General features: G+C 47.2%; 15 protein-coding genes. All 15 read right to left on the minus strand.

The window, feature by feature from the left end:
* Positions 1-33 precede the first annotated feature (33 nt).
* The 15 genes from ahrC to KAI37_RS15860 all read right to left on the minus strand — a co-directional run bounded on the left by ahrC (position 34) and on the right by KAI37_RS15860 (position 12328).
* Entirely contained in the window at positions 34-483 is a 450-nt protein-coding gene (gene ahrC, locus KAI37_RS15790; protein ID WP_013310809.1) for a transcriptional regulator AhrC/ArgR, read from the minus strand.
* Between the two features lie 16 nt (positions 484-499).
* A complete protein-coding gene (locus KAI37_RS15795) occupies positions 500-976 on the minus strand; it encodes a hypothetical protein (protein WP_220029804.1) in 477 nt (158 codons plus the stop codon).
* A gap of 155 nt (positions 977-1131) precedes the next feature.
* Positions 1132-1983: a TlyA family RNA methyltransferase gene (locus KAI37_RS15800; RefSeq protein WP_025723025.1), complete on the minus strand. Its 852-nt coding sequence runs from the start codon at positions 1981-1983 to the stop codon at positions 1132-1134.
* Positions 1984-2059: 76 nt separating this feature from the next.
* The gene (dxs, locus tag KAI37_RS15805) at positions 2060-3958 is read right to left on the minus strand and encodes a 1-deoxy-D-xylulose-5-phosphate synthase (RefSeq protein WP_220029805.1); all 1899 of its coding nucleotides are present in this window, start codon (positions 3956-3958) and stop codon (positions 2060-2062) included.
* A 107-nt stretch (positions 3959-4065) separates the two neighbouring features.
* Positions 4066-4989, minus strand: coding sequence for a polyprenyl synthetase family protein (locus tag KAI37_RS15810; RefSeq protein WP_076293000.1), 924 nt, complete (start codon positions 4987-4989; stop codon positions 4066-4068).
* Positions 4961-5221: an exodeoxyribonuclease VII small subunit gene (gene xseB / locus KAI37_RS15815; RefSeq protein WP_013310814.1), complete on the minus strand. Its 261-nt coding sequence runs from the start codon at positions 5219-5221 to the stop codon at positions 4961-4963. The genes KAI37_RS15810 and xseB overlap by 29 nt, the downstream gene beginning before the upstream one ends.
* Complete coding sequence (gene xseA / locus KAI37_RS15820) at positions 5211-6575, minus strand: exodeoxyribonuclease VII large subunit (protein ID WP_023989246.1); 1365 nt, start codon at positions 6573-6575, stop codon at positions 5211-5213. Before xseA ends, xseB begins: the two co-directional genes overlap by 11 nt.
* Positions 6576-6587: 12 nt before the next feature.
* Positions 6588-7445, minus strand: a complete 858-nt coding sequence (gene folD / locus KAI37_RS15825) for a bifunctional methylenetetrahydrofolate dehydrogenase/methenyltetrahydrofolate cyclohydrolase FolD (protein WP_071641486.1) — start codon at positions 7443-7445, stop codon at positions 6588-6590.
* Between the two features lie 37 nt (positions 7446-7482).
* Positions 7483-7932, minus strand: coding sequence for a transcription antitermination factor NusB (gene nusB / locus KAI37_RS15830; protein WP_013310817.1), 450 nt, complete (start codon positions 7930-7932; stop codon positions 7483-7485).
* Positions 7933-8067: 135 nt separating this feature from the next.
* Positions 8068-8301 carry a DUF2273 domain-containing protein gene (locus tag KAI37_RS15835; protein WP_023989248.1) on the minus strand — a complete coding sequence of 78 codons (234 nt, stop codon included), beginning with the start codon at positions 8299-8301 and terminating at the stop codon, positions 8068-8070.
* A 15-nt stretch (positions 8302-8316) separates the two neighbouring features.
* Entirely contained in the window at positions 8317-8856 is a 540-nt protein-coding gene (gene amaP / locus KAI37_RS15840; protein WP_071641488.1) for an alkaline shock response membrane anchor protein AmaP, read from the minus strand.
* A 73-nt stretch (positions 8857-8929) separates the two neighbouring features.
* Complete coding sequence (locus tag KAI37_RS15845) at positions 8930-9343, minus strand: Asp23/Gls24 family envelope stress response protein (protein WP_013310820.1); 414 nt, start codon at positions 9341-9343, stop codon at positions 8930-8932.
* Between the two features lie 125 nt (positions 9344-9468).
* Positions 9469-10812, minus strand: a complete 1344-nt coding sequence (accC, locus tag KAI37_RS15850) for an acetyl-CoA carboxylase biotin carboxylase subunit (protein ID WP_023989250.1) — start codon at positions 10810-10812, stop codon at positions 9469-9471.
* Positions 10813-10873: 61 nt separating this feature from the next.
* Positions 10874-11365, minus strand: a complete 492-nt coding sequence (gene accB, locus KAI37_RS15855; RefSeq protein WP_071641490.1) for an acetyl-CoA carboxylase biotin carboxyl carrier protein — start codon at positions 11363-11365, stop codon at positions 10874-10876.
* A 138-nt stretch (positions 11366-11503) separates the two neighbouring features.
* Positions 11504-12328 (minus strand): SpoIIIAH-like family protein, encoded by an 825-nt coding sequence (locus KAI37_RS15860; RefSeq protein ID WP_071641492.1) that lies wholly within the window; start codon positions 12326-12328, stop codon positions 11504-11506.
* Positions 12329-12380 lie beyond the last annotated feature (52 nt).

The following is a 12380-nucleotide window of genomic DNA, read 5'->3' on the forward strand; positions in this document are numbered from 1 at the left end:
CAAATTAAAACGCCTAATATGCAGCCATTATAATTAGGAAATGTAGCCCATAAGACGATTCACGATAGCTTCGCTGTTTTCTTCCGATCGGCAAATAATCAAAATGGTGTCATCTCCGCTAATCGTACCCATAATCTCGGACCATTCAATATTGTCCAATAAAGCAGCAATCGAGTTGGCTGTTCCCGGCAGACATTTCATCACAATCAGATTGGTTGTGTAGTCAATATGCAAAAAGTTATCGACCAACGTACGTTTCAGTTTCTGGGCCGGATTGTAGCGCTGATCTGAAGGCATTGAATATTTATATCTGCCATCGTCCATTGGAACCTTGATCAGCAGCAGCTCCTTGATATCACGCGATACGGTCGCCTGTGTGACCTGAAAACCAGCCTTACGCAATGCTTCAACCAAATCATCCTGCGTCTCAATCTCATGTTGTGAAATAATTTCCCTAATTTTAATATGTCGTTGACCCTTCATATAATCCTCCTATGGATTAACCTTCATATTCCTCTTCTTCGAGGTCTTCCATTAATGTAATAAGGCGAATACTTCGCTCGTCCGTATCAACGTACAATACACCCGCGCAACCCGGATAGAGCAACAAATACAGCATGAGCCTGTCCCGTAAATCAGGACCACTCCACTCCATTGGTTTCTTGCGGCGTGACGTTTTGACCATATATGTCGAACCGTTTCGTACAGCCACGTAGTCTATAAACAAACGGCTATACACGGTATGTGCATTCACTTTAAAAGCAAGCGGTATTTTCATTTTCCCACCCACTACTTCATATCCTGCTTCTTCGAGTATGTCTATAGCAGGCCCTTCATCCAAATCCTCGTTAATCGGTATCGTCTTTAGCACAAGCGGCTCTGGTTCCTTCAACCAGGCACGCAGGCTATATAAAGCCCATATCCCTAATATCACCCCGATTACAGCGATGATAATCGTATCATATCTTGTGTCCATGGACCGATCACCTCATGGACATATTCTAGGACAAGATGTAAAATTCCTTTTCCTTTGTACATCTCATTATAGGCGAACGTGAGTTCTATAATCAATCCCTCACACCAAAAAGAGGTTCCCTTAAGTTCACAGAACTCATGGAGAACCCCTGAATGTTACTTACGCGATGGACCATTATTAAAAGTCTGACCTGCTTCCTGAACGGTACGTTCAATTAGTGGTCTGAAATCCATCTTCTCCAGCTGCGATTCTGCAGCAGGAAGCCCATCCAAACGCCAATGCGCTAAAAATTCAATATTGCCTTCTCCACCTGTAATAGGCGAATAAGCCAAACCTTGCAGCGTAAGTCCAAGCTCATGCGCAAACATCAGAATGGTCTGCAACACTTCTTTATGCGTAGCAGGATCACGGACCACACCGGATTTTCCGACCTTTTCGCGTCCAGCTTCGAATTGCGGCTTGATTAGAGCTACAATATCAGCAGGTTGATGCAACAAGGCAAGCAACGGGGGCAAAATAATACGTAATGAAATAAACGAAACGTCGATACTTGCGAAATTCGGGACAGAACCATTCAAATCCGCAGGTGTCATATATCTGAAATTCGTTTTCTCCATTACGCATACTCGTTCATCATTACGAAGCGACCAATCCAGCTGATTATAACCCACATCAATGGCGTATACGTACTCCGCTCCATGCTGAAGTGCACAATCCGTAAAACCTCCAGTGGACGAGCCGATATCCAGCATTGTCCTGCCCTTCATATTCAGCTCAAATTGACGGATGGCCTTCTCCAGCTTTAATCCTCCACGGCTTACATACGGATGCACCGAACCCTTAACTTTAAGCTCGCTGGCGCGTGGTACCTTCATGCCCGCTTTCTCGATCCGTTCGCTGTCCGCCAGCACTAGACCAGCCATAATCGCAGCTTTTGCTTTTTCACGGCTTTCAAAAAAGCCTTGTTCTACAAGTAATACATCAATGCGTTCCTTCGGAACAGACATGTTAATCTCCCTTTAGGCAGCCAGGCTGCTCTTGTCATACTTTTTATAAATGTCATGGTCTTCGCTTCAAGTTACCCTATACGGATTGTCCCATGCCATATGCTGGTTCAGTAGCCCATTTACGCAGCTTTAAGCATACATCTTCAATGGTAAGACCTACTTCAGCACGCTGCTCTTTGATAGAGCCATGCTCCACAAAGAGATCGGGAATCCCCATTAAGCGCACCTGCGCCTCTTGGATTTCGGCTTTGGCGTAAAATTCCAGTACAGCGCTGCCCAAGCTTCCTGCTTCAGAAGCTTCTTCCAAAACGATCAGCTTCGTATGCTGACGAGCCAGCTCACGCAACATATCCTCGTCCAAAGGTTTCATGAAACGGGCATTTACGACGCCCACTTGCAACCCTTCACGTTTCATCGCCTCCGCAGCCTCTGTCGCCACCTGGAGCATCGGTCCTGATGCAATTACAGCAAAGCCCTCACCCTTACGCAGGAGCTCCCAACTGCCGATGGAAATCGCCTGTAATTCTTTATCCAACGGCACGCCAACCACATTAACACGTGGGTAACGATAAGCAATTGGACCGTCATCATAGTCGAGCGCTGTTTTCATCATATGGCGTAGCTCGTTCTCATCCTTTGGCATCATAAGCACAAGATTCGGGATATGACGTAAGAATGCCACATCAAACACGCCATGATGAGTTTCTCCGTCAGCCCCAACAAAACCTGCACGGTCAATCGCGAACATTACGTTCGCATTATGACGACAAATATCATGCACAATCTGGTCATAAGCACGCTGCATAAAAGTCGAATACACCGCAAACACCGGCTTCAGCCCTTCCATTGCCAACGCAGCACACATGGTAGCTGCATGCTGTTCAGCAATGCCGACGTCAATCATACGGCTAGGAAACTCTTTACTAAACGGTACCAGTCCTGATCCACCAGGCATAGCAGGCGTGACCGCAACGATGCGCTCATCCTGCTCAGCCAGCTCAATCAGCGTTCGGCCGAAAATTTCCGTATACATCGGATTACCTACAGCTTTGAGTACCTGACCCGATTCAATCTTATAAGGGCTGATTCCGTGCCATTTGTGTGAATCTGCCTCTGCAGGTTTATAGCCCTTGCCCTTGGTGGTTACGACATGCACCAATACAGGGCCAGTGACATTATCAGCCTGCTGGAAGGTTTCGATTAGCTTCGGCAAATCATGTCCGTCCACTGGACCGAGATACGTAAGTCCCAGCTCCTCAAACAGTACACCAGGCACCATCATATATTTAAGACTGTCCTTGACACGGCCAGCCGATTTGGCAAGTTTACCGCCGATCGCGGGTATTTTTTTCAGCAAAACTTCCAGCTCATCTTTTGCTCGTAAATAATGGCGGTCCGAGCGGATTTTACTCAAATAATTATGCATGGCCCCTACATTAGGCGCTATGGACATTTCGTTGTCATTCAGAATGACCATTAAATTTTTACGCTCATGTCCGATATGATTCAACGCTTCGAAGGCCATCCCCCCAGTCAACGCGCCGTCTCCGATCATTGCAATGACTTTATTGTCCTCGCCCTTCAAATCTCGAGCCAAAGCCATTCCCATTGCGGCCGACAGAGAAGTGCTGCTATGACCGGCTTCCCAAACATCGTGCTCACTCTCGCTTCTTTTTACAAAACCACAAAGTCCATCACGCTGACGAAGTGTATCAAAACGGTCCATTCGCCCTGTCAATATTTTGTGTACGTAGGCTTGGTGCCCAACGTCATAAATCATCTTGTCCTTCGGACTGTTATAGCAATAATGCAGGGCGATCGTGAGCTCAACCACTCCCAGATTCGATGCCAGATGCCCCCCAGTCACGGACAGCTTCTCAATCAAAAAGCTCCTGATTTCCTCGGCTAGAGAAGCCAGCTCCTCAACCGACAGTGATTTCAGATCGCCTGGTTGCTTTATGTGTGGAAGCAGCACGCATATCTCCCCGCTTTCCTTTAAGTTTGTGTGTAAAGTTAACAAGTATTATATCACACTTTTTGACTGTGCTTAAACGCAGACAAGTCAAAACGGCTCTAACGCAACTAATGATCACGCTTCATCAGGTAATCAGCTATCTCCAACAAACGAGAAGAATCGGGAATACCGCTCTCTGTTATCACTTTTTTAGCAGATGCGGTGAGTTCCTCAACCTGCTGCAAAGATGCGTCCATACCAATAAAATACGGATAGGTAACCTTCTCCTGTTCAACATCACTTTGCGTTTTCTTACCCATTTTGCTCTCATCGCCTATGAGGTCCAGTATATCGTCCTGTATCTGAAAAGCCAGCCCCAAGTCTCGTCCAAAGCGGCTAAGCGCCTCTAATTGACTCTTGTCCGCCCCACCAATCCGTCCACCTGCCAAGAGCGAGAAAATAATCAAATCAGCAGTTTTATGAAGATGGATATATTCCAGTTCCTCGATCCCCGTCATTCCTTGCTCGCCTGACATATCGGCGACCTGTCCGCCTACCATGCCCCGCGCGCCACTCATTTCGGACAAATCCTCAACAATGGACAATAGCGCATCGGATGAAACACCGTGGCGCCGTCCTGCTTGCACAATGCTGTAAAAGGCATGGGTCAACAAAGCATCACCCGCAAGGACGGCAACCGCCTCGCCGTATACCTTATGATTCGTCAGCTTGCCTCGCCGATAATCATCATCATCCATGGCTGGCAAGTCGTCATGAATGAGGGAGTACGTATGTACCATTTCTACCGCACATGCCACTGGCAGCGCAGCTTCCCTGCTTCCACCGAATGCTTCAGCAGCAGCAATCACAAGCAGAGGCCGCAGCCGTTTTCCGCCTGCGGTGAGTGAGTAATTCATGGATTCTCGAAGAACAGCGGGAATGTTCCAATCGGCCGGGAACTGCTCGATCAGTGCGGATGAAACTGCATCCGTTGTCCCGGTCAAATATTCCTTGAACGACGGTCTATTCAAGCCCTTCACCGCCGTTTTCATCCAATCCACCGCCAAAAGGCTTCTTGCGCAAATCTCCATCCTCTTCCACGATCATTTCAATTTTACGTTCAACTTGCTCCAGCTTCTGACTACAAAGCTGAGACAGCTTCATCCCCCGCTGGAACAAATCAATGGCTTGCTCCAGAGGAACGTCTCCATGCTCCAGTTGTCCGACAATTTCTTCAAGAGCGGCCATAGCCGCTTCAAAATTCAATTCCGTTTCATTCGCCACCGTGCTTCGCGTCCTCCTTCATTCCCCATACTTGGCAGTCCAACTGCCCATCACTTACTTTAATCTTGATGGAATCTCCCGGCTGTACGTCTTTGAGCGACTTAATCAGCCGTTTCTCCTGCTCATCGTATACCAAGCTATAGCCTCGGGCCATGACTTTGAGTGGGCTCAGCGCATCCAGCTGACGAATTCCCGTGTGCAACTGCTGCCGTCCCGTTTTCGTAATAGCACGCATCGCAGACTCCAGCTGACGTTGCGCCATATCCGTCTGCTTGCGTGCCGAACGAATTTGTTCACGCGGATTAAACCGCTCTAGTACCTGACGCATACGTGCGTTCTTTTCTGCGTTCAAACGCGAACGGTTACCCGCTGCGCGGATTAGCCGCTGATGCAGCATGTCCATTCGCTCTGCATGCTGTAACATATAGCGGCGTGGATGCAGCAGGACCGGTGAACGCTGAAGCCTTGCCAAGCGTTCACGGCTGGTTTCCAGCCGCTGCCGGAGGGCGTTGCGCAACCGTTGCTCACGCTGGAGTAGCTGATCCCGTAGCTCTGCCTGATTAGGCACAGCCAACTCGGCTGCTGCGGTTGGCGTTGCCGCACGCAAGTCAGCCACAAAATCGGCAATGGTAAAATCCGTTTCGTGTCCAACTGCCGAAATAACCGGAATGACCGATGCGTAAATGGCGCGCGCAACCGCTTCCTCATTAAACGCCCACAGTTCTTCCAACGAGCCACCTCCACGTCCGACGATCATCACCTGAACCTCTTGCATACGATTCATAGCTTCAATTGCCTTGATTATCGAGGGTGCGGCACCTTTTCCTTGTACGAGCACAGGATACAACACAATTCCAGCCTGCGGGTATCGCCGTTGAAGTGTCGTAATAATATCACGCACAGCCGCTCCGGTCGGTGACGTAATCACGCCTATGGTTGCCGGATGGGCAGGGAGATTACGCTTACGAGCAGTATCAAACAGTCCTTCTGCATCCAGCTTTTGCTTGAGCTGTTCGTAAGCCAGATAAAGACTTCCTATGCCGTCAGGCTGCATTTGAGTTGCATAAAACTGATATTGTCCATCTCGTTCGTACACGGATACGTTTCCCCGGGCAATAACACGCGTACCTTCTTTCGGTACGAAAGGGAGCCGCTGATTATGGGTTGCAAACATAATCGAACGTATGCGGCTCCCCTCATCCTTGAGCGTAAAGTACATGTGACCACTCGAATGATGCGTAAAATTAGAAATTTCCCCGCGTATCCATACATCAGACAGCACCTGATCCGATTCCAGTTTCATCCGGATATAACGATTCAGGTCCTTTATAGAGTAAATACGTTGTTCAGCCACAGGCAGCTGCCCTTATGCCAAACCGTGCGACCGCTTGGCCGCTACAAGCGTATTTTGCATCAGCATCGTAATTGTCATCGGGCCTACTCCGCCGGGAACAGGCGTAATCGGACCAGACACTTGCTTCACGCTCTCAAAATCAACGTCCCCCGCCAACTTTCCGTTGTCCAGACGGTTCATCCCCACATCTATTACTACCGCTCCGGGCTTCACGAACGAAGCATCAATAAAGTTGGCTTTGCCGATCGCAACGACTAAGATATCCGCTTGTTGACTTAGTTCCGCGATATTCGCTGTACGGGAGTGGCACATCGTAACCGTAGCATTTTCACGCTGCAACAATAAAGACACTGGCTTGCCTACGATATTACTGCGACCAATAACTACCGCATGTTTACCAGCTATCTCCACTCCAGCACGCTTGATTAACTCAATAACTCCAGCAGGAGTACAAGGCAATAGACTATCGTCACCGATGACCAAATTCCCTACGTTCACCGGGTGGAATCCATCCACATCCTTCTCCACTGCAATCGCGTCAATGACAGCTTTTTCATGAATATGCTTTGGCAACGGCAGTTGAACCAAAATCCCATGGATAGTACTTTGATGGTTCAGCTTGTCCACTAGTTCCAGTAATGCTTCCTGCGAAGTATCTGCTGCCAACCGGTGAACCTCTGAGTAATAGCCGAGATCATGGCACGCCTTTTCCTTGTTTTTAACATACACTTGCGAAGCGGGATCTTCGCCAACCAATACAACAGCCAGTCCGGGTTGAAAGCTGTGCTCTTTCAGACGAATGACCTCTTGCTGAATGTTTGCGCGAATATCCTGAGAGATTTGTTTACCATCAATGATCGGTGCTGACATGTTTAACCACTCTCCAACCTGATTCAGTAGTCTCTACTTAAAAACGTGCTTTCAATTGCTCCAGTTCTTGAATCACTCGTCCCAGTACACCATTAACAAATTTACCGGATTCCTCGGTACCAAAGTGCTTCGACAACTCAATCGCTTCATTAACAGCTACCTTAGCTGGAACATCCTCACGGAAAATCATCTCATATGCCGCAAGTCTCAAAATTTGACGATCTACACGTGAAAGTCTGCTGATCTGCCAGCCTTTAAGATAATCCACCAACAGCCCATCAATGGCTTCCTTGTGCTCCCACGTACCCCGCACATGCTCCAAAACATAAGCTCTTAACACTGCCGCGTTTTTAACGACAACTTCCGCTTCGTTTTCCTCAGCGGCTTCCTGAAGCAACATGTCTACGGCTGCTGCCGCATCCACTTCATTCATTTCCATATGGTACATACTCTGTACCGCTAATTCCCTCGCCAGACGTCTTTTCATGCCCTGCCTCCTACGCTTGCCTATATCTATTTTTCATTCTAACCAATTTCCACAAAAAAACCTGTGAACGCATCCTCCAAAACGTTGGGCGCAAAGAAGCTACAGCTCTATTTTGGAGAACACGTATCACAGGGTTCATTTAAAAGGACGCCAACGTTGCGACAACCAATCGCCCCATTCCTTCCAAGGGAGGAATGAACCAAGCGCTGAATCGCTACGTCTTCCTAGCGTATATCCGATGAACACCATCAATGCAAAGAACAACATATTCCAAAAGCCTGCCCACAAATAAATAAAACCGAAAAAAATACCAGCCGTGATCCCCATGATCCGGCCCTTGTAACTTCCCCATATTTCTTTCCAGGGCATCAGGGAAAATCACCTCTATTCCACACGACTCTTAAAGCTGGGTGACTGAGAAACATTAGCGATGTACACCGACACATTGGACACAGGAATTCCTGTAATTTCTTCCACATGATCGTGTACCCCCTTTTGTACGTCGGAGGTTAACACCGGAATGGAGCTTTCCCCGTCTACAACCGCCCGAATCGTAATATCAAGTCCCGATTCCAACACGCGAACGCGTGCTTTCAAATCCTGCATCCCGCGAAATCGGGAAGCTGCTTTGAGGCACAGATTTTCAATGGTGTCCACTGAAATCTGAATGTCACCATATTCCGTTCGTTGATCAATAGAATGCTGTACGGTTTGGTTCCGTCGAATAGAGATATAAAAAAAGCGAAGACTCAATAACAACAAAACCCCTGCAATAATCAGGCTGGTAAACCACACCACTCGCTCATCCTCAATACTTAAAACATACGGAATGGCCCCGCTCAGGAGGAGGATGGCGAGAATGGAAATAATTCCGATACTTAAGCTGTACAAGAACAGCAGAAGTCTGTCCATAACTTTAGCCACGAAACGCACAGCCTCCTTAAATTAGAGTAAACCCTCGACCCATAAGGGTCGGGGGTTTGTACAAAGTATCGCTCTATTTAACCCGTCCGGCGCCCAGCACTTCCGGCTCTTCTACTTTTTCGGCATTTTTGAATTGAACATCATGAATTTGCACGTTCACTTCAACAACGTTAAGACCTGTCATGTTCTCAATCGAACGCTTAACATTATGCTGAATAGCAGCAGCCACCTCAGGCAGACGGTTACCGTACTCAATAATGACGGAGACGTCTACAGCAGCTTCACGCTGTCCGACTTCCACTTTTACACCTTTAGATAAATTTTTGCGGCCTAGCAATTCGGCAAACCCACCAGCAAATCCGCCACTCATTCCCGCAACGCCCGGTACCTCAACGGTAGCCAGTCCGGCAATGACTTCAATAACTTCTGGGGCAATTTGAATCTCCCCAATTTCTGTACGTTCGAATTCGGTTGGCACTGTGCTCATACCTTCAACACCTTTCGGTCAAAATAAGTTTCATTCCAGCTTTGGATTTCAAAGCAGACATGCTCACTTATTATCCATACTATATCATTTGGCGTTCATTATGACAAACTGAGGAAATATACCGATTAAACTTCGTTTTCCTCCAAAAATTTAATATCAAAATCGCCTTTAATAAAGGTCGGATGCTCTAGCAAGCGCTGATGAAAAGAAATCGTTGTGGGTATGCCCTCAATAGCAAACTCAGACAAAGCCCGCTTCATTTTGGCAATTGCATCTTGCCGTGTAGGTGCCCACACAATCAGCTTGGCGATCATAGAGTCATAATAAGGAGGAATGCTATAACCTGGATATGCTGCGCTGTCTACCCGTACTCCAGGACCTCCTGGAGGCAGATAAAATCCGATTTTACCCGGTGCAGGCATAAAATTACGATCCGGATCCTCAGCGTTAATACGGCACTCTATCGCCCAACCATTGATGGTGACTTCTTCCTGCGTAAAGGAAAGCGGATGTCCTTCAGCGACAGAAATCATTTCCTTAATCAGGTCTACACCGGTAATCATTTCTGTTACTGGATGTTCTACCTGAATACGTGTATTCATTTCCATGAAATAGAAATTATTGTCCGGGCCAAGCAAAAATTCGAGAGTACCTGCACCAGAGTATTGAACGGCCAAAGCTGCACGAACAGCTGCCTGACCCATTTCTTCACGAACATCCTGCGATAGTACAGGACATGGTGCTTCCTCCAATAACTTCTGACGACGACGCTGCACAGAGCAGTCCCGTTCGCCCAAATGGGCAACATTACCATGCTTGTCCGCTATGATCTGTATTTCCACATGTTTCATACCGGTCAAGTATTTTTCCAGGTACACACCCGCATTGCCAAATGCTTTTTGCGCCTCCTGCTGAGCAGTAGTGATTTGCTGAATGAGGTTATCCTCATCTTCGGCGATACGAATACCTTTACCTCCGCCGCCTGCTGTGGCCTTGATAATTACCGGATATCCGATATCACGTGCGATGCTGATTGCATCCTGCAAATCCTCAACCAGCCCGTCTGAACCCGGAATAACCGGAACTCCGGCATCCTTCATGGTCTGCTTGGCTACCGCCTTATCTCCCATTTTGTTAATGGCTTCAGGAGAAGGACCAATAAACGTAATATTACACGATTCGCAAATTTCAGCGAAGTCTGCGTTTTCCGCCAAAAATCCGTAACCTGGATGAATGGCATCACATTCAGTCAATGTAGCAACGCTCATCAGATTCGTAAAATTAAGGTAGCTGTCCTTAGACAGCGTCGGTCCGATACAGTAAGCCTCATCTGCGAGACGCACATGTAACGAATCCTTGTCAGCTTCCGAATATACGGCAACTGTCGAAATATTCATTTCGCGGCAAGCGCGAATGATACGAACCGCAATTTCTCCACGATTCGCAATCAATACTTTTTGAAATGTCATGACTTTATCCTCCCTGGGAGCAGTCTTGCCGAACCCTCGAAAGAGGGTTCAAACAAGCTTTTTACTCCGGTTTCACAAGGAACAATGGCTGGCCATACTCAACCAACTGTCCGTTTTCGGCCAAAATTTCCACAATTTCGCCCTTCACTTCAGCTTCCAGCTCGTTCATCAGCTTCATCGCTTCAATGATACATACCGTTGTTTTTTCGCCCACTTTGCTGCCGATACTCACATACGGAGCCGTATCCGGAGATGAAGAACTATAGAAAGTGCCTACCATCGGAGATACGATTTTATGTAGATTGCTTGCATATTCCCTCGATTCCCCAGCAGTTGCAAATCCAACATCGGACTGTACTTGTGGATTTGGAATAACAGCTTGTGGTGCCACTGCATAAGCAGGTGTTGCCACAGGAGCCTGTACCGTAACGATCTCGCTTTTGCCCGGTTTCCGGATCAACAGGCGAGTTCCTTCATTTTCAATTTCAAGCTCATGCACAGACGTTTCATCCACCAGCTTGATCAATTCCTTAATCTCGCTCAATTTAAACATCTTTATTAATCACTCCTTCAGCATTTTGCCGGTTGCTGATAACATTGTTGAAACAGCTTTATGTATTATATCACAATCATTAAAAATAGAAAGAGCCCGGAATAATGCAGAAATCCGGGCTTTTTCGCGTTTTTTGTCTTATTGTGTAACATATTGGACACTGATCTTATCCTGCGTTACATTCAGTTCCTTCATGACTTTATCGACAATTGTTACCGCTTGCTTAGCATCCAATTTTTCACTCAGAACTACTACTTTGTATTTATCAGCATCTTCCTCACGGACGACCGCATTGGCGAACTGCTGCTGAAGCTCTTCTTCAATTCCAGTAATTTTAGCCTGCTTATCTTCAAGTACATGTAATTCCTTTTGAGCCTCCGCAGCTTTCTTTGGTGTGCTGTCATTCATTGCGGTAGTCAGTTCATCATTTTTCTTCTGATTTTCCACATCCCGTTCCAGCAAATAGTTGTCAATCACAGCTGCTGCTGTAGGTTGGGCAGCTTGATCGGTTGCCACTTTATCCAGTACCTGCTGATCGGTTTTGGCTGCAGAGGCTGCTTTGTCGTCACTTTGTGCTGTCGCGTCCGTCTTCGTCGCAGTTGTGTTTTGATCGGATGTCGCCGGTTCAGTAGTAGGGGCAGCTGCCGTATCTTTATCGCCTTTTGAGTTTTCCGTTGCTGGGTCAGTTGTGGAAGCCGTATCCGATTTTGTGGAAGTTGCTGATGCTCCATCAGTTACTTCTCCATTCGTCACTACTTCATTTACCTTCAGTTCGTTCAATTGTTCCTCTGCCTTCGTCGTTGCTTCCTGTGCGGCATCCTGCTTAACCTTGCTCACTTGCTCACTATCGGCTACTGGTGGATTTGCAGGGCTCGAGTCCTCCGTAAACAAATAATACGCAGACAGCACGACCATTAAACTCAGCATGGACACCAGCCAAACGGTTTGTCTTTTATTATTCATGTTCCGTCCTCCATATTCATTAATGGTTTAAAATATAAACTTCTTTGTTCAT

Origin of the sequence: Paenibacillus sp. S25 (assembly GCF_019454085.1) — a bacterium.
Taxonomy (GTDB): Bacteria; Bacillota; Bacilli; order Paenibacillales; family Paenibacillaceae; genus Paenibacillus; species Paenibacillus polymyxa_B.

Coding starts and splice junctions, on each gene's coding strand:
- ahrC (WP_013310809.1), bottom strand. CDS start 483: ATGAAGGGTCAACGACATATTAAAATTAGGGAAATTATTTCACAACAT.
- KAI37_RS15795 (WP_220029804.1), bottom strand. CDS start 976: ATGGACACAAGATATGATACGATTATCATCGCTGTAATCGGGGTGATA.
- KAI37_RS15800 (WP_025723025.1), bottom strand. CDS start 1,983: ATGTCTGTTCCGAAGGAACGCATTGATGTATTACTTGTAGAACAAGGC.
- KAI37_RS15810 (WP_076293000.1), bottom strand. CDS start 4,989: ATGAAAACGGCGGTGAAGGGCTTGAATAGACCGTCGTTCAAGGAATAT.
- folD (WP_071641486.1), bottom strand. CDS start 7,445: ATGTCAGCACCGATCATTGATGGTAAACAAATCTCTCAGGATATTCGC.
- nusB (WP_013310817.1), bottom strand. CDS start 7,932: ATGAAAAGACGTCTGGCGAGGGAATTAGCGGTACAGAGTATGTACCAT.
- KAI37_RS15835 (WP_023989248.1), bottom strand. CDS start 8,301: ATGCCCTGGAAAGAAATATGGGGAAGTTACAAGGGCCGGATCATGGGG.
- KAI37_RS15845 (WP_013310820.1), bottom strand. CDS start 9,343: ATGAGCACAGTGCCAACCGAATTCGAACGTACAGAAATTGGGGAGATT.
- accC (WP_023989250.1), bottom strand. CDS start 10,812: ATGACATTTCAAAAAGTATTGATTGCGAATCGTGGAGAAATTGCGGTT.
- accB (WP_071641490.1), bottom strand. CDS start 11,365: ATGTTTAAATTGAGCGAGATTAAGGAATTGATCAAGCTGGTGGATGAA.
- KAI37_RS15860 (WP_071641492.1), bottom strand. CDS start 12,328: ATGAATAATAAAAGACAAACCGTTTGGCTGGTGTCCATGCTGAGTTTA.